The 18,005-nt window shown below is 37.4% G+C and carries 12 protein-coding genes; 4 read left to right on the top strand and 8 right to left on the bottom strand.

Translation table 11 applies throughout. From position 1 onward, the window contains the following. Positions 1 to 208: 208 nt before the first annotated feature. The 5 genes from H6G44_RS00130 to bioB all read right to left on the bottom strand — a co-directional run bounded on the left by H6G44_RS00130 (position 209) and on the right by bioB (position 3,944). Positions 209 to 814: an exopolysaccharide biosynthesis protein gene (locus H6G44_RS00130; RefSeq protein WP_190385338.1), complete on the bottom strand. Its 606-nt coding sequence runs from the start codon at positions 812 to 814 to the stop codon at positions 209 to 211. 113 nt (positions 815 to 927) lie between these two features. Next, complete coding sequence (locus H6G44_RS00125) at positions 928 to 1,800, bottom strand: lipid kinase (protein ID WP_190385339.1); 873 nt, start codon at positions 1,798 to 1,800, stop codon at positions 928 to 930. Positions 1,801 to 2,099: 299 nt separating this feature from the next. Next, positions 2,100 to 2,429 carry a hypothetical protein gene (locus H6G44_RS00120; RefSeq protein ID WP_190385340.1) on the bottom strand — a complete coding sequence of 110 codons (330 nt, stop codon included), beginning with the start codon at positions 2,427 to 2,429 and terminating at the stop codon, positions 2,100 to 2,102. After that, positions 2,429 to 2,812 (bottom strand): hypothetical protein, encoded by a 384-nt coding sequence (locus H6G44_RS00115; RefSeq protein WP_190385341.1) that lies wholly within the window; start codon positions 2,810 to 2,812, stop codon positions 2,429 to 2,431. Before H6G44_RS00115 ends, H6G44_RS00120 begins: the two co-directional genes overlap by 1 nt. A 130-nt stretch (positions 2,813 to 2,942) precedes the next feature. Then, positions 2,943 to 3,944, bottom strand: coding sequence for a biotin synthase BioB (bioB, locus tag H6G44_RS00110; protein ID WP_190385342.1), 1,002 nt, complete (start codon positions 3,942 to 3,944; stop codon positions 2,943 to 2,945). A 77-nt stretch (positions 3,945 to 4,021) separates the two neighbouring features. Here bioB and H6G44_RS00105 point away from each other — a divergent pair, with 77 nt between their 5' ends. After that, entirely contained in the window at positions 4,022 to 4,594 is a 573-nt protein-coding gene (locus tag H6G44_RS00105; protein ID WP_190385343.1) for a GNAT family N-acetyltransferase, read from the top strand. 253 nt (positions 4,595 to 4,847) lie between these two features. Here H6G44_RS00105 and H6G44_RS00100 read toward each other — a convergent pair whose 3' ends face one another. After that, positions 4,848 to 8,615: a response regulator gene (locus H6G44_RS00100; protein WP_190385344.1), complete on the bottom strand. Its 3,768-nt coding sequence runs from the start codon at positions 8,613 to 8,615 to the stop codon at positions 4,848 to 4,850. Positions 8,616 to 8,951: 336 nt separating this feature from the next. On the opposite strand from H6G44_RS00100, the gene opgC reads away from it, so the two are divergent. The 3 genes from opgC to H6G44_RS00085 all read left to right on the top strand — a co-directional run bounded on the left by opgC (position 8,952) and on the right by H6G44_RS00085 (position 13,010). Further along, positions 8,952 to 10,100: an OpgC domain-containing protein gene (opgC, locus tag H6G44_RS00095; protein WP_190385345.1), complete on the top strand. Its 1,149-nt coding sequence runs from the start codon at positions 8,952 to 8,954 to the stop codon at positions 10,098 to 10,100. Between the two features lie 2 nt (positions 10,101 to 10,102). Beyond that, the gene (locus tag H6G44_RS00090; protein ID WP_190385346.1) at positions 10,103 to 11,410 is read left to right on the top strand and encodes a DUF3131 domain-containing protein; all 1,308 of its coding nucleotides are present in this window, start codon (positions 10,103 to 10,105) and stop codon (positions 11,408 to 11,410) included. 211 nt (positions 11,411 to 11,621) lie between these two features. Beyond that, the gene (locus H6G44_RS00085; protein ID WP_190385367.1) at positions 11,622 to 13,010 is read left to right on the top strand and encodes a DUF3131 domain-containing protein; all 1,389 of its coding nucleotides are present in this window, start codon (positions 11,622 to 11,624) and stop codon (positions 13,008 to 13,010) included. Between the two features lie 108 nt (positions 13,011 to 13,118). Here the strand turns inward: H6G44_RS00085 and H6G44_RS00080 are convergent, their stop codons facing one another. Together H6G44_RS00080 and H6G44_RS00075 are read right to left on the bottom strand one after the other, a co-directional pair. Then, positions 13,119 to 14,516: a hypothetical protein gene (locus H6G44_RS00080; protein WP_190385347.1), complete on the bottom strand. Its 1,398-nt coding sequence runs from the start codon at positions 14,514 to 14,516 to the stop codon at positions 13,119 to 13,121. A 335-nt stretch (positions 14,517 to 14,851) separates the two neighbouring features. Further along, positions 14,852 to 17,758: a DUF3131 domain-containing protein gene (locus H6G44_RS00075; protein ID WP_190385348.1), complete on the bottom strand. Its 2,907-nt coding sequence runs from the start codon at positions 17,756 to 17,758 to the stop codon at positions 14,852 to 14,854. Positions 17,759 to 18,005: the final 247 nt, after the last annotated feature.

Genomic DNA, 18,005 nt, shown 5'->3' with positions numbered 1-18,005 from the left:
ATCTTATCTCGTACGCATAGATTTAGCTGTAGATGCGAATTACAGACAGATATAAACGCAGACCCAATTAGATTAAATTTGGTATAAAATAGGGAGGTATCACTAATTCACACCATAGAAATTTAAATTTTTACTTTACTTACATAAGTATCATTAAGTAAGTTTTGAAGGGGAATCAAAAATCCCCGTGTTTTGAGAGTGGGGACTGTTAATTAAAAATAGCGGGTACTAAATTGGGCGCTAACCACAGGGCATAACCAATGAAACCAAATAGTAAAGTAATTAAGAAGGTGACAACATAGCTAATGCACATTAATAATCCATCAGATTCAATGGTAGCAACTGCTAAAAGTAAAATTCCCACGGTGGGAATGGGATTAGTAAAGGGAACTGGGGAAATTAATAATACTGTTAACCAAGAAATGCAAAGCCCGTTAAATCGCCAAATCCAAGGGTGATTAGCGACCTTTTGTAATCGGGGACGGGCAATTTTTTCTAATACCCTAGTAACCCGCCGCAGATTTTGTAAAATGATTTGGGCGAAGGTGTTAGAAAATTTATAGTTAGCGATTTTTTTAGGTAGCCAAGGTGTTTTTCTGCCTAAAACCATCTGTAATGATAATAGCAAGCAAGCACCGCCCATGGGACCGGTTAAGCCTGGAGGCATAGGAAATAAAAAGGGTAATACTAATAATGTCATTACTAAGCTAAAACCTCGTTCGGATGTTTCCGCCAGAATATCAGCTAAAGTCAGCGGTTTTTCACTTAAACGTTCTAGTAGGGATTTGATTTCTTGAGAAAACCGTAAATTCATAGTTATGATGTGATGATGGTATTATACACAAAATTCAGAAGTGAAAACCGCTGGATATTTTGCTGTTAGTGCTGAAGTGTGTGAGTTTCCAGCCTATTATGATTATACTAGGATCATGCTGGGACTAAAACAGTGATTGCTTGAGGAATGACGCGAAATGTAGCGGGAGTATGGGTTGTAATTTCTCCGTCTGTATTAATAGAATGGGGTTTGCGGGTATATACTGTGATTTCCTGTCCCTGAAGGGCGCGGACATTAGGCCAATTAATATGTTTACCTTCACGCATAGCCGGAAGTAATGGGATTATTTGCCACCAATGATCAATTTCCAAACTATAAAGATCCAGTCTTTGGTCGTCTATAGCGGCATCATGAACTATGGCCATACCACCACCATAATAGCGACCATTACCCACAGCAATTTGTACAGTTTTCACTAAAGTTGATTCACCATGTATCTGAATTTCTGCACTGAAAGGACGGGATTTCCAAATTACTTGGAAGGCGATAGCAGCATAAGCAAGTATACCCCAACGTTGTTTAATTTCTTTAGTTAATTGTTGAGTAATATTCACGCTCAGACCCAAACTAGCAACATTAAAGAAATACTTACCATTGACTGAACCTAAATCAATTCGTCGTAACTTTCCGTTAGCAATAATTTCACAAGCTTGGGGGATAGAATTAGGGATTCCCAAAGTTCTTGCTAAATCATTAGCAGTTCCTAAAGGTAAAATTCCTAAAGTTAATTGAGTATCAACTATTGCCTCTACAGCGGCGTTGAGTGTACCATCACCACCACCCACAATTACCAAGTTAATTTCTTGTTGGTAATGACGAATTAGTTCACCCAATTGTGTGGGATTTTCTGTAGATTCTGTAATGATTTTTAAGCCTAATTGATGTAAACAATTTATCGCTTCCTCATAACGTTTTTGTCCTTGACGAGCATGACGATTTACTAATAACAGGGCGTGGGAACTCATTGTGCCTACCTTTTTTAATTTAGATATCTCGTTTCCTAGTTTAATGAATTACAGACCAATTTGCTCCTTGTTCCTTAAAACTAAAAAAAATTTGTAGCTATATTTTAGCTTTCAATTTTTTTGATTGTGTCTGTTGTGACTGGTAATGGGTAATTGATAATTGGGAAAAGGTAATACAATGATAAACTATATCGTAAGTGATTGGGCGAACATGATATCAGATACTTACTGTTTGAGATAGGATCTTTCTATAAACCCAGTTTTAATTCTCTCAAATACTAACTCCATAAGTTTATCAACTACTTTAATTGCTCTTTTAATTTAGCAAGTTCATCTTTTAATGAATATTGAGGCTCTGGATATTCTGGAATCTTTTCTACATTAAAATCACTTAATATTCTATTTAACACATTAAAACCAACATTGCTTTCTGTATTGATATTTGGGTTAATTTCTAAAGGAGTAGTTTTATAAAATTTTGCCAATTTATCAAAAAAATTTACTTTTCTATTAAATTTATCTGGCTCTGGATATTGTTTAAATTGTGGAAATCTAGATTCAATATGATATATGAGAATAGGATTGCAAACATCATCAATACTAAGTTCTAATTTGATCTGATTAGTCATTATTTATTGATGTTTCCAAATATTCGCTTGGCTTCTCTCAGCCGATTGATAATTCTCGCTTTTTGATTATTTCCTCCTCTTCTGGAAAACTTTATTAAAATTGTATCTGTACGCACCTCCTGATTTATTTTATTTAAAATCACGTCTGATGGTTGAGATTTGTAATAATCATAGTTTTCTGCAACACCAATTGTAATAACATCATAAAGAGCAGTGGCAAAATTGCCGTCATCCCAATGAAAATATCTTTGAAATGCAGGTTTAATAACAATTTCTTTATCTTCATACATACGCATTATTTCTCCGAAAGATACATCAAGTCTATCGGTGTTTAATAAATTTCTCTGTTCTTCAATTTGTATTTTCAGTTGTTCAGTGTCCATATTATTTAATGCTTAAATATTTCCAAGAATTTAGATCTGTTTCTGATTATATCAAGTTTTGTAGATGAAATAGAAGATAATTTAGGTCAATTGATTGGGTTGTGCTGTCGCTTAACCCAACCTACTTTTGTTATATCATTACTGGAGTTGATGTTTTTTCCTGCTTTTGAAATGGGGGACGCATTTCCAACCCTAGCAAATTCAACATTTCCTTATCTGCGTCATAATCGGGACAGGGAGTAGTCACCGTCAACATTTTATGATCATCGCTGGAGAAGATAGAATTTGCACCAGCCATGAAACATAAAGCCTGTTCTACTTGGGAAAGTCTTGCTCTACCCGCACTCAGTCTCACGTCAGATTGGGGCATAATAATTCTAGCAGTCGCAATCATTCGCACTACATCCCAAATGGGTACATCTGGTTGATTTTCTAAGGGTGTACCGGGAACTTGAGAAAGAATATTGATGGGTACAGATTCGGGATGAGGTTGTAAATTTGAGAGAGTATGTAACATTCCGACTCTATCGCTAATATTTTCCCCTAAACCGAGAATACCGCCCGAACATACGGTAACATTAGTTTGGCGAACATTGGCAATGGTATTTAAGCGATCGCTATAAGTTCGAGTAGTAATCACTGTGCTGTAGTATTCCTCTGAAGTATCGAGATTATGGTTATAAGCATATAATCCCGCATCCTCTAACCGTTTAGCTTGATTTTCCGTCAACATTCCCAAGGTACAGCATACCTCTAAACCCATGCTGGTTACATCCTTGACCATATCCAGGACTTCCTCAAATTGGGAATTATCCCGGACTTCCCGCCATGCAGCACCCATACAAACCCGACTAACACCGCTTTCTTTGGCTGTTTTGGCAATATTCATCACTGTGGCTTTTTCTAATAGTGCTTCGGGTTTTACCTCCGTTTTGTAGCGGGAAGATTGAGCGCAATAACCGCAATCTTCTGGACACGCACCAGTTTTAATGGAGATAAGTTTACAAACTTGTATTTGTTCCGGTTTATGATGTTGACGATGCACCGTAGCAGCTTGATAAATTAGTTCGAGAAATGGGGTATTATATATGGTTAAAATCTCTGTTGGTTGCCAATTGTAGCGTATTTCCACTGTTATGATCCTTTTTGCGGTCTTTTGGTTTGAGTTCAAATTAGTATAGCTGATAGAAAATATTTAATTTTGATTATATGACATCAGAGCCACCAATTCTGAAAAGCGATCGCCTATTATTAAGAATGGCAGCTATGGAGGATATTCCTTACATACTCAACTATTTTATTGAAAATAAGGAATATCTCACATCATTTTATCCTGAATGGGACGAAAACTTTTTTACCCAAGAATATTGGGAATATCAAGTAGAAACTAATTTTTGGGAATTTGTGAACATAGGTTCATTAAAATTATTTATTTATCCAAAATACCAGCCTAGAAAAATTGTCGGAACTGTGAATTTTAATAATTTTGTCTATGGTGCTGCTCAATTTTGTCAATTAGGATATAGTTTAGCAGAATCAGCCCAAGGATATGGTTACATGACAGAAGCCCTCTCTATTGCTATTAACTATGTTTTTGAAGAATTAAATCTACACCGCATAATGGCTAATTATATGCCACATAATCGCCGTAGTGGTAATGTTCTTAAAAGACTCGGTTTTGTGGTGGAAGGATATGCTAGAGATTATTTAATGATTAATGGTAAATGGGAAGATCATATTTTCACAAGTTTAATAAATCCCCACTGGCGATCGCATTTATAATACCTTAGATCGCCGATTTAATCAAGAATCTGGACATTTTAACCATACATATTTTTCAAATATTTTAAGTTTTAATACGTAGTCATTTAACCCTTATTAAGGGTACTCTTGAAAAGGCTTATACTACATTATGAAGTGCGGAATATCGGATATACTTCCCGGTATTATGAGGTACATATCTAGCGGGCAAGATGCCCGCACCACAAGAGTTTCATGATTCAAAATAGCTTTGTAAGAGCAGGAAAAAACTTTTTCAGAACTTAGTTAAAAAAGCTTGAATCTTATTTATAAAATCAACTAATCCTAGTACAAATTCATCAGCACCAACAAAACTCTGTTTGCGACTGAGTTGTTCTAGTTCTTCGGCAATTTTCTGTATGGCTGTAGCGCCAATATTACCACTAGAACCTTTAAGATGATGAGCTTCCCTCGCTAGTTGAGGAAAGTCATTAACGGCAATTGCGGCTTTAATTCCCTCTACATGAAACAGGCTATCTTCCACAAAAACTTTTAATATTTCTAACTCAAATTCTGGATCATTTTCTGAGATTTGATGTAGATGTTCCCAATCAATTGGTAAATCTGTTAACGGATTATTTGTAATTAAAACTACTGGATCAGGTTGAGGAATAGTCACTACTCGTCCCGCCATAATTCTCGAACTCCAAAGCTCTAATAATGTTGCTAATTTATCCTTAGTAATTGGCTTGCTAAAATAGTCATCCATACCAGCATCTAAACAATTCTGTTGATCCTCCTTCATAGCATTAGCAGTAATAGCAATAACTATAGGTTGTCGGTGATTAACAAATGAACTTATTGGCCGAGAACGAATTACTTTTGTAGTTTTTAAACCATCGAGAATTGGCATTTGACAGTCCATCAAAATCAAATCATAGGCAATGTTATCCAACATTTCCAAAACTTCTTGGCCATTGGCTACAATATCGGCTTTATAGCCTAAACTGTCGAGTTGCTTGAGGATAACTTTTTGATTAACTGGATTATCTTCTGCTACGAGCAATTTTAACTTTGATTTTGTAGAATCAGGTATTTTTTGATCCAACATAGTTATAAAATGTTGTTCAATTTTAGAAGATTGGAAATTATCTAATTTTGGTTGGCTTCCTAAAATATCCATGATAGTATCTAGCAAACGAGAAGGCTTTATTGGTTTAACTAAATAACTAATAAATCCTATGTTGATTGCTTTTTTTGATTCATCCTTTTGATTACTAGAAGTCAATAGAACTAAAGGAATATTGCTAATAGCCGAATTAGTTTTAATTTTTGTTCCCAGCGTTAGACCATCTATCACAGGCATTTGCATATCAATTAGAACAATATCATAGGGGTGATTTTCGGCAGCCTTTTGTAAAGCTGCAAGACCAGTATTTGCACAAGCAGCTTCATCTACCCACATTCCCCAATGAGTAGCTTGATGATAAATAATTCTCCGGTTAGTCCCATTATCATCTATTACTAACAACCGCTTATTAGTCAATATATTAAGGTCTAAAATCTGAGAAGAAGGCTGGATTTGTTTCATAAAAGGTAGCTCAAACCAAAATTGAGATCCTTTACCCATCTGACTTTTTACGCCAATTTTTCCTCCCATTAAACTTACTAATTGTTGACAAATTGCTAATCCCAAACCTGTGCCACCATATTGACGGGTAATAGAAGCATCAACTTGGCTAAATGCTTGAAAAAGTTTGTTTTGATCTTGAAGACTAATACCAATTCCTGTATCTATAACAGTAAAATTGAGAATAACTAGATCCTGAGTTTCTGACTTCAATTCTACTTCTAATAATACCTCTCCTTCCCTGGTAAATTTAATAGCATTACCAATTAGATTCATGATAATTTGTCGTAATCGGCCAACATCTCCCCTCAGATATTTATAAATATTCTGTTGTACCAGTGTGGCAATTTCTAGTCCTTTTTTATGTGCTTGAGGAGCTAATAAATCTAGCACTTCTTCCAGACAATTGCAAAGATCGAAATCTATGCTTTCGATGATCATTTCTCCAGCTTCAAGTTTCGATAAATCTAAAATCTCATTAATCAGAGATAAAAGAGCATCACCACTCACACGAACTGTTTCTAAAAAATCTCTTTGTTCTGGGTTGAGAGGAGTTTCTAATAATAAACCAGTCATGCCCAAAATGCCATTCATAGGAGTACGAATTTCATGACTCATATTCGCTAAAAAACTACTTTTGGATAGAGATGCTAACTCAGCTTGATGACGAGCAATTTCCAGTTCTCGTCTTTGTATAATTTCCGCTTGCAGTAATTTAGCTTGAGCTAAAGCAATACCTATTTGATCAGATAAAGATTTGAGAAATTCTATTTCCCAGTTAGTCCATTGACGGGGTTGGGTACAATGATGAGCAATTAGTAAACCCCAAAATTCATCTTTGAGAAAAATAGGAACAACTAGGTTAGCTTTGACATTAAACTTTTGCAATAGTTCGATATGACAAGGTTGAATGTTAGCTTTTTCAATATCATTAATTACACCAATCCATCCTTGAGTATATTTCTCGATGTAATTTTTTGTCAAACAAGGCTCAACAATATTTGCCCCCATAACAACTGGAATACCGGGAATTAATGCTTCTTTCCGCGCTGTTAAAGAGCCATCGGCCAACAACTCTAGAATCACTACACGGTCAGTTTTCAACAGTTTTTGTACTTCTGTAACACTCGTTTGCAGAATATCATCTATCTGCAAAGAACCGCGGATTTTTAAAGTAATATCAGCTAATAATTGCGATCGCAAGTTAAAGTATTTTAGTTCTTCCTCGGCTTCTTTGCGTTTACTGATATCACGGCCTACGCAAATGAATCCTCCATCTTTCAACTTCGTCAGAGACATTTCTGCGGCAAAGTTGCTGCTATCTTTTCTCTGAGCAATTGTTTCTCCATGCCAGTAACCTTGTTTCATTAGTTCAGGAAATATCTTTTTTTCAAACAATTTAATCTGCTCTTGTTCATAAACTTCTTGCCATTTTTTTCCTAGCAATTCCGTGATATGACTATAGCCAAATATATTCACATAAGAGCTATTTAGATAAAGATAATTACCCTGTTTATCAACAATACTAATGCCATCACTCGCCGCTTCTACTGCTGCTAATTGCTGTTTTAGAGACTCTTCAACTTGTTTGCGTTCAGTGATATCTATGCCGGTACAAACAATAAATTCAATTTCACCATTTTCATTTGCAACCGTTCTATTTGACCAATTAATTAGCCGCAGATTTCCATCTTTTATTCGCCAATAATTTTCATATTCTTTTAACCCTTTACTTAATCTAATTTTTTCAAAAATAGATCGCACCGTTCGACAGCGTTTTGGTTCTGTAAATACGTTCCAAAAGCATTGATTTCTAACTTCATTGTAAGAATAACCCGTGGTTTCTTCACAAGCTCGATTAAATCCAATAATTTCCCCTTCTGGGTTAAGAACTACCACTAAAGCATTAACTGTATCTAATACCGTTGAGAGGAGCAAACTATCTAAATTACGCCGCCATTCTAATTGTTTCATGACTTGGCGACCTAAAATATTTAATGCCTCTATCTGTTGTGATGCGAGTTGTCTTGGTATGTCATCAAGAACACACAACGCTCCTAAGCCATAACCTTCATTATTAATTAGGGGTATGCCCGCATAAAAACGGATATTGGGATCTGATGTCACCAAAGGGTTATTCACAAATCTTGGATCTAAAGTAGCGTCGGGAATGATCATGGGATCTGGTTGCTGGATAGCATGATTGCAAAAACCAATACTACGGGGTGTTTCTGATGCTTCTAGTCCAATTTTAGATTTAAACCATTGGCGGTCCGTATCAACTAAGGTCATTACGGCCATAGGAGTTCCACAAATAAAAGAAGCTAAACGGGTAATATCATCAAACTCCTGTTCGGACTGAGTATCAAGAATTCTGTATTGTAAAAGTGCTTCAATTCTTCCGGCTTCGTCATTGCGTAATAATGCTTTCATATTTAAATTTACCCCTAGTGAAAAGTGTTGTGATTTTGGCTATCTTGAGTATGTAGACGTAAAAACACTAAAATATATAATCATACGCACGTAAAATTAATGATGCTGTATTTTACCTATCTACACTTATTTACTGATAGCGAAGTGCTACTGCAAACAGATCAAGAAAATTCAGGATTTTTAGATTTTATTTCTGTCTTTAGGGTATTATCTTATCAGTAATTCTCATTCGATGCGTACTCCATTACAAAGAAGAGGTAAAAACCTACGAAAAAATATTTAGTTAGTTCCCGTTCTAAAACCAAGTAGTTAAATAACCGAAGGTAACCATATCCTGTGCATAACAATACAATTACAACAAACAATCCTCCTGTATCCTGGCGCTATGATCCCACGCTCTATGGAAACCGAGATCTAAGGATTGATTTTCTCCGGGGCATTGCCATTGTTTCCATGGTATTCAATCATTTAGAAAGTTCTTCTTATTTCAGTGCTATCAACAGGGGGCATATTTACGCCAGTGCAGCCGAAGGCTTTGTATTTCTCTCTGGACTGGTATTAGGAATGGTGACATTAGGACGTATCAATAAAGTTGGCTTTTCCGAAGCCATGAAAAAACTGTTAGAGCGTTCTGGAAAACTTTATCTCACCAGTTTCATTTTAATGTCTGTCCTGGGTTTATTAAGTATAATTGCCCCCGGTTGGACCCGTCCGGCCTTTGATTTTGCTCCTGGGACTTGGTGGCAAATATTACTGGCGGCAGCTACATTCCATTTAGCACCACCTGTCATTGACATTTTGCAACTGTATGTATTGCTGTTGCTGTTTTCCCCAGCCATTTTCTGGATGTTAAGGAAAGGCTTTTGGTTGCCTGTTTTGGCTATTTCCTGGACATTTTGGAGTATCCAACAATTACATCCTTATGCCTTGAGTTTCCATCCTTTAGACAGAGAACATCCTTACTTTGCTTTAGCTGGTTGGCAAATTTTATACGTGCATGGTGTACTAGCAGGTTACTATCGTCAAAAGCTACAAGAATTATGGGGAAAAATTCCGAAAATCCCCCTAGTTATAGGCTTAGTATTAATCGTCACTGGCTCAATTGTAACCGCACATTATGATATTCAGCTTGGTGTTTGGCCAGCCAAATTCTCAGATAGAGTTGCTTGGTTAGCATGGACAGACCGCAGTCGGGTGGGTTTTTTGCGTTTAATTAATCACATCGGTTTCTTCCCCTTGCTGTATATCATTGTGGATACATTTTGGCAACCGTTAAATAAAATTCTGGGGAAACTGTTGATTAGTTTGGGTCAAAACTCTTTGTACGTCTATATTGTTCACGTTCCAGTCACAGTGATTTGGTTTTTAATTCCGGCTTTAGTTAATGGTAATCCCATAGTCACTACTATCGCTCAGGCTGTAGCTGTGGGCTGCTTCTGGTGGCTGGTAAAAAAAGAAGTGTTGTTTAATATTATTCCCCGTTAACTATGACACAAGATACAACTATCAATCCTACTCCAATCCAACCTAGTTTATTAAAACAAACTATTGTCGCTATAGCGATCGCTTTAGTTGGCTTTGGATTGCATAAAGGAATGCAATGGCGTGAGACTAACATTCTCCCAACTCCAGTTACTTCCATTGGTCAAAATCGGCTGAATGCAGAAGATATACAATTAGCCCGTACAGCTTGGCGTTATTTCCAGAAAAATCGTTTATCCACGGGTTTAGTTTCTTCCGCTGCGGACTTTCCCAGTACAACAATGTGGGACGTAGGTAGTCAATTAGCTGGTATGGTAGCAGCACGGGAATTAGGCTTGCTTAAGCCGGCAGAATTTGATCAATGGATAGAGGAAGTATTGGCCACCCTAGCCAAAATACCTTTGTACCGGAATGAGTTACCAAACAAAGCCTATAACGCGAAAACTTTAATCCCGGTTAACTACGGCAAATTGGCACAACCTGAAGAAATTGGGTTTTCGGCCATTGATTTAGCACGACTGGTGCAATGGCTAGATATAATCCAAACTCGATACCCTAAACACGCTGCGGCCAGTAAAGCAGTCACGGCTCGTTGGCAGTTAAAGCGGTTAGTAGCGAATGGACAGCTAATGGGGACAGGGATTAAAAATGGTCAGGAAACCTGGAACCAAGAAGGACGGCTAGGTTATGAACAATATGCAGCCTATAGATTACAAAAAATTGGGATTGTAGCTCCCAAAGCACTCGATACTAAGACTGAAACTCAATTTGTCAATATTATGGGTGTGGAAGTACCAGCGGATAAACGCACCACCTATCATAATTATGTCACGAGTGAACCCTATATTTTGGATGGGTTGGAAAGTGGTTTTCAGGCTTTACCTGCGGAATATGCAGCCAAGTTACTCCAAGCTCAACAACGTCGCTATCAAGCCACCAATCAACTCACAGCCTGGTCTGAGGATAATTTAGATCGAGAGCCTTGGTTTGTCTACAATTGTATTTTTGTCAATGGTCAACCTTGGAAAAGTATAGACTCATCTGGTAAAGATGCCTTTGTTTATCGGGGTAGTAGTGTTAAAGCCGCAATAGGCTGGAATATGCTCTTTCAAACTCCCTATACAGAAAGACTTCATAAGGGTACGCGCTGGCTGGCTGACCCAACTCGTGGCGTTTTTGCAGGTTTTTATGAAGAAACTCAAGAACCAAATCGAGCTTTAACTGTCAATACTAACGGTATAGTGTTAGAAGCAATACTATATCGTCGTGTGGGCAAACCGTTGACAGTTTGGGCTAAGGAAAAACAACCCTAATCATCTCCTATCTATCCTGGATAGGGCTTACGCACGAGTCACGGAATACACGAACAACTTCAGGTACAAAGAACAGAAATGGGGACTTAGGGCGAACGGCCGTTCGCCCCTACAGAAAGATATTTTGCGTAAGTCCCGACTTAAAAAAACTAGACAAGAAAAAACCCTCAATTGTATTCCCAATTACCAATTACCAATTACCAATTCCATGATGAATTCTGATTTTGAGCCACCATCAAAAAAACTATCTTTTCTCGCTACCTTTGGCGGAGTTATAACCGCTGTAATTGCAATTATAGGTTTCAATTCTTTGTCAAAGTATTTAACTATAAATACCGATAGTATTAGCAAGCTGAATACTAAATTAACAATTGTCGCAGGTAAACCCATTGCCGCTACCGAATTGACAACCACCCAAGAACCCTATATTGCGCCCGGAAGTGGGACATTAACCACAGAGGAAACTGCAATGGCGCGTCAAGCTTGGTTATACTTCCAACGTAATTGGAATGATAAAACTGGCTTGGTTAACTCTGTAAATAATTTTGCCTCTGTTACTATGTGGGACCAAGCCGCTGCTATGGCTGCTTTGGTCAGTGCTAAAGAACTTAATATCATTACCGTAGAAGAGTTTGAGAGCAAAATGAGTCAGATGTTAAAAACTCTAGCGTCTATGCCTTTGTATAAGGGAGAATTACCGAATAAAGTCTATAATTCAAAAACATTGATACCTGTAAATTATGGTCAATTAGATAAACGAGAAGAAATTGGTTGGTCTGCTTTGGATTTAGGACGTTTAGCTATATGGCTGAATATTGTCGGTATAAAATATCCCAAAATGCAACCACAAACAGAAGCCGTTTGGAAACATTGGCAAATCAAGCGCTTGGTCAAAAACGGGCAAATGTACGGTACTTCTGTTATTTCTGGTGAAGAACAGTATAACCAAGAAGGGCGTTTAGGTTATGAAAATTACGCAGCTTATGGATTAAAACTCTGGGGCTTAGATGTTAAAAAAGCTTTAGATTACACATCTAATACAGACTTTGTGGATCTCTATGGACAGGGTGTTCCTTATGATCGACGGGATTATCAAAATTCAGGTGCAAATAATTATGTTCTCAGCGAGCCTTATATTTTAGATGGCATTGAAACCGGATTTCAAGCTTTACCTAAAGCATTTTCAGACCGAATTTTAGCTGCACAAGAAGCTCGTTATCAAAGAACTAATTTTTTAACTGCTGTCACGGAAGATAATTTAGATCGCGCTCCTTACTTTGTTTATAGTAGTTTATTTGTGAATGGAGAACCTTGGGCAACTATCACAGGAGCAGGGAAAAAATACAATGATCTACGTTTTCTCAGTGCTAAGGCTGCAGTAGGTTGGCACGTCCTGTATAATACTGATTATACAGGCAAATTATTTAATTTTGTGCAAACTCAACTTAAATCTGATCAAGGTTGGTATAACGGGTTTTATGAATCTTTAAATCAGCCAAATAAAGCTCTTACTGCCAATAATAATGGTGTAATTTTAGAAAGCTTACTTTATAAAAAAGTTGGTAAACCTCTCACTGTTTGGGCTGGAATAAAAGAGTAAACAAAAAGGTTATTTTGATGCTGTGAAATTCGATAATTTATGATTTCGATTTCTCTGCTTTTGCTTTTTTCTACTTGTGAAATATTGAGTTATCAGTCAAAAAACAGGTCAAAATTTTATCTGTAATTGGCCTGTTAATGTCTGATTATTGTACAGACTTTCCCCAGTCATGAGATTGTGAGACTTACCTAAACTATAACCTAAGTCTAAGCCTATAGTTGGTGACATTTTGACGGTACAGCGAGTTTGATAGCCAGTACCTCCACTTTTACTACCATTAACTATTTGTCTCCCCAAGGTGGTATTTAAACGACAATTTAAAAAAGGAAAAATGTTTTTTCCCCATCCGATTTCACCGTTGTAAACTAGAGAAGATACTGGAGAAAAATAGCCACTACTTTCTTGATTATCGCTTGCATATTTCCAAGCAAAAATATTACCAGCAAACCAAAATTCACCCCACTTATGTTCCAAGCGATTAAAAATCTGTTGTTCAAAATTACCATCATTATATAAACCCACACGATAAGAGCCAAAAAAGCTAGTATTAGGGTCAATTTGCCAAAAAGTATTGAAACCAGAGCGTGTAGCTGTAATTTGATTTTCCAGTGTTTTCACACTAGTTTTATAAGGACCTTGTTCTAAGACTGCTGATAAAAATAAACTTGACTTAATGCTATTATCTGGATTGAGTTTAACGAAAATTGGTCTATCTATCTGAGCATTGAAATTGAGAGCCATTGGTAAACGATTAAATAGATCAATTCCTGCTCCTAATTTTATATTAAATTGACCTGTTTTCCCTTCCCATCCTAACTGAAGAGGAATATTAATAAGAGATGTAAATTTCGGTTGACTTAACTTATTAAAAGCAGTTTTCAATTTAATTTTCTCTCCATTAAATAACCGAAATTGAAACACTGGTTCAATAATTTGGCTCTCCTGCTGGGAACTATTCATATCCTTACGAAATCCTGTTTGGACACTTTCCAAAACAAACGCTGACCGAGGTGTAGTAGAATTTGGTTTTGAAGTTGGTTGTACTATAGGAGTTGGTTTTGAAGTTGATTGTACCGTAGGAGTTGGTTGTCTTTGCGGAAGAGATACTTGTTGGGAAGTTAACCTTAGCTGAGGATTAAAGTTTTCAGGTGCAGCAATTAATATTGGTATTGACTGCAAATTCTGAGGAGGAAAACTGACTATGTTTAAGTTTTCTAAAATACCAAAATGTGTAATTTGTGCGGTCAATTCTGGAAATGAGTTCGAGTTTTCATCTAGTGGGAAAAAAATAGAGGAATCTGTTTCTGTAATATCCCCGTTATTTTGGCGTGAATTTGGTAAATTATCAACCACAGCAACGGGTTCTATCACAAGTGAGACTGAACCCCAATTTTCATCTGGTTGGATAGGAGCAGCAGATACAGAATTAATCCCAAAGCTAGTGATGATACTTATTGGGAAAAATAAATATAGTATTCGTTTTCGCGGGTCTAGTGAGAGTAACATTTTACAAAACAGCTACGCAAGGGAATAGAAGGAATATTCTCATATTAATACCTTTACCAATTTACTAGGGTGAGTTAATGTATCCAAGATTAACAGCAGATATGGCTGATAGCTTACGTGGACTCATAAACCTTATTTTTAGGCAGTAGTAATTAATATAGCAAGATATCGGAAGATATTACCGCTATTTTTCTGCTGTTTTGTGTAAATCCTATATATTTTATGTCAGTATTTATGAATTTGGGTTGGTATATCAGATTTATCTTCATTTATCTCCTCCATAGCGACAAGAATCAAGTAATTCTACTAACCTCAAGTATCTAAATCATCCAAAGTTACTTCCTGTCATCTGTGACAGTAATCCAGTAATTTTCAGTGCCATTAGTCACAAATTGGGTTTTTTGAGTAGAAGTATTCGGTAGACCCCGACCAGAATTACCATCAGCTACTACTCGCCACCAGGGTGATTTCATATCCGTATTAGGACGGAGGAGGGGTTGTTGCTTTGTTGCTGTATACAGTAAAGATTGTAGAATCATACTGTTAGTGCTACTAGTAGAACCAAGAGCGGTTTTACCTGTTTTTTCATAAAAACCTTCATAAAAGCCCAATAAAGGGCTGTACAAGTCCGTTGTTGCCTTGATTAATTCCTGAGCATAGGTATCTTTAGGCAATAAAGCATAATAGGCAAATGCTACAGCCGAACTGACTAATCTTCCCTCTGGTAGTATTTTACCATCATCATCTAAAGCTGCCCAAGGCTGATTTTGACCAATAATTGAACTGTGGATGGTGTAAGGTTGACGCTCAATGAGAGTAGTAGCTGAGGCTGTAAGAATCTCAGTCTTAAGGTAGCGTTGGGCTTGAGCTTGATATACTGCTGTAAAGAGCGATCGCATTTTTGGATCTAAACCAAACTCTAGAGCATACAGCAGAAAAGGATTACTAACGGTATATTGATTAACCTTTGATTTTGTATCTTTACGCAGCCGTTCAATGGGGACTTCTACCCCCTCCACTGATGTTGTTTTATATTCACCACCCACAGCAGATTTATCAACATTAAAGCCCCACAATTGAAAACCTCTAGCAGCATATTCCTCATAACCCAAACGGGTTTCAGGATTAATTCTGGGGACTAACCGCCCACTTTTATCTTTGGTGACATTGGCGCTAGAAAGAATACCTTCCCGCACAACCCGCAAGTATGACCAGTCGAGAGCAATTTGATCAACAACTTCCGTATATTCGGGGTGATCTGTTTTTAAATTATACAGGGATGTTAATAGTCTTCCCACATCTAAAGACGACCAACCAGTACCTTCAGGGACTGGATTACCTCCATAATCTACTGGTTGCAATGTTCGCGGATCATAACCCCGACTCGGTAATTCCCCTGCATATAGCGGTATCTGCGCTAAAGCACTCAACAACTGTCGAATGCGTTGATCAAATTCCTTGGGAGAAATTATATCCATAGCCCATGCTGCATTGAGTGCTGTTAAATAGTCTCCTAATCCCCACAATGTTGAACCCTTAACATCAGAGCGATCGCTCACCAATCCTGTGCTAGGCTGAGAATTAGCGGAGAAATAGTTCCAGGCCGCTTGAGCATAGCGTCTTTGGACAACTGTTAACGGTTTAGGTAATGGTTTAGCTGGCTGCGGGACACCCAAGGATGGGATAGGCTTAACTATCAGCGGAGGTGGGTTAGTCGCTGTGTTAGTCTTAGCCGGTTTAACATTTATGGGAATAGGACTTTGGGCTGGAGGCGAATTTGCAGCAGGTGATTTAGAATCTGGGGGTTTAGAATCTGGGGGTTTAGAATCTGGGGGTTTAGAATCTGGGGGTTTAGAATCTGGGGGTTTAGAATCTGGGGGTTTAGAATCTGGGGGTTTAGAATCTGAGGGTTTAGAATCACCAGACGGTATTTTTGCAAAACTCACCCCATTACCACCAATTAAGGGGCGATTTCCTCTAGCTTTATAATATAAAATCTCCATGATTAGGCCATTAGTATTACCTGTCAGGGATTTATTAGGTTTTTTTGTTTCTTCATACAGTCCAGCGTAGAAGCCACCACCTTTAGGATCACGTAAATCCTTAACCGCATCAAAAACCTTTTGAGCATAAGCATTACCTGGGTAAAGATAGCGCCAACCAAAGGCAGCTTTAGTGCTAATACTCCGCAACTCTGTATAGGGCTTATTTTTCTCCGTAATTGTCGCCCAAGCAACTCCATTAGAGTATATAGTATTGTAGAGAAAATAAGGGGGTTGATCAATATTGTCTTCAGAAACAGCAGTTAGTTGTCCTGTAGATTCAAAGCGTCGCTTTTGTACTTCTAAAACATCAGCAGCATATTTTTTTAAATAACCTTCTAAGCCAAATTCAATGCCATCAAGAATGTAGGATTCACCAACTACATAATTATTAGCATTAGTGCTTTGAAAATCACGGGTATCAACAGGAATTTTCACCCCATTAATATCTACAAGTTTGAAAGGCTCTAAAGCCGCTGCTTTGGGTGCTTTAAATCCCCATAGTTCATAACCCCTAACAGCATATTCCTCATAACCAAGTCGCCCTTCTTGTACCAACAATGTTTTACCATTAGGCAAGACAAGCGCTCCGTAAAGTTGGTCATCTTTCAGTGATCTTGCTAACTGCCACTTACTGAGAACTCCCTTCAACCAATTTTTATATTGAGGATGACAAGTACCAATAATATGAAAAGCAGCCAATATACGACCAATATCCAAAGCTGACCAACCCAGCCCCTTTTCTACAGGTTTATTACCATAATCAGTCATTTTTCCATTAGCAGCATTGTATACCTTATTTGGTAAAGCGTTTTCAAATAAACTAAGATTAGCAAAATTGGTAAGAAATTTATTAAAGCGTGAATCAAATTCCGACTGGTTAATCAAATTCATCCACCGCGCTGCATTCAAAGCCATTAGGTAATTACCAATGTCCCAGAGAGTACCAGAAGGATAACCACCAGTAGAATTAGTAAACCCTGTATTTGCTTGATAGTTATTGACAAAATATTGCCAAGCTGCACGAGCGTAAATCTGTTCCTCCGGTGTCAGAGGCGCTGAAATTTGACTACAGCTATTAGGAGTAGAATTTTGTGCTAAAGATACTGTAGGCACGCAGAACAAAAATTGCAAAAATGCTCCACTTAGGAACAATGCAATCCATTTTAATAGTTTGTGGTGACGGTGTTGCTGCATCATTTACAAATAAGATTTGAGAACCATTCAGGGAGGACTAGAGAGCTAGAGAAGAGAGAATTACTTCGCTATGGTTAGAAATGACACCAAAAATCTGATACATTAAATAACAACTCTACTTTAACAAGCTACAGGAATCCTCAGTGATATCTAAAAAATATCAAGGACTATAGACTGGCTATGGACAACCATGGGAGTTCAAATCGAATACAGGACTCTTGTAAAAACAAACAACCGCATAATTGACTAA

Source organism: Aphanizomenon flos-aquae FACHB-1287, from assembly GCF_014698755.1.
In the GTDB taxonomy this organism is placed as follows: domain Bacteria; phylum Cyanobacteriota; class Cyanobacteriia; order Cyanobacteriales; family Nostocaceae; genus Dolichospermum; species Dolichospermum flosaquae.
Note: the sequence above shows the minus strand (reverse complement) of the source record. Positions and strands in the feature narration are given on the sequence as shown.

Coding starts and splice junctions, on each gene's coding strand:
- H6G44_RS00130 (WP_190385338.1), bottom strand. CDS start 814: ATGAATTTACGGTTTTCTCAAGAAATCAAATCCCTACTAGAACGTTTA.
- H6G44_RS00125 (WP_190385339.1), bottom strand. CDS start 1,800: ATGAGTTCCCACGCCCTGTTATTAGTAAATCGTCATGCTCGTCAAGGA.
- H6G44_RS00120 (WP_190385340.1), bottom strand. CDS start 2,429: ATGACTAATCAGATCAAATTAGAACTTAGTATTGATGATGTTTGCAAT.
- H6G44_RS00115 (WP_190385341.1), bottom strand. CDS start 2,812: ATGGACACTGAACAACTGAAAATACAAATTGAAGAACAGAGAAATTTA.
- H6G44_RS00105 (WP_190385343.1), top strand. CDS start 4,022: ATGACATCAGAGCCACCAATTCTGAAAAGCGATCGCCTATTATTAAGA.
- H6G44_RS00100 (WP_190385344.1), bottom strand. CDS start 8,615: ATGAAAGCATTATTACGCAATGACGAAGCCGGAAGAATTGAAGCACTT.
- H6G44_RS00090 (WP_190385346.1), top strand. CDS start 10,103: ATGACACAAGATACAACTATCAATCCTACTCCAATCCAACCTAGTTTA.
- H6G44_RS00085 (WP_190385367.1), top strand. CDS start 11,622: ATGAATTCTGATTTTGAGCCACCATCAAAAAAACTATCTTTTCTCGCT.
- H6G44_RS00080 (WP_190385347.1), bottom strand. CDS start 14,516: ATGTTACTCTCACTAGACCCGCGAAAACGAATACTATATTTATTTTTC.
- H6G44_RS00075 (WP_190385348.1), bottom strand. CDS start 17,758: ATGATGCAGCAACACCGTCACCACAAACTATTAAAATGGATTGCATTG.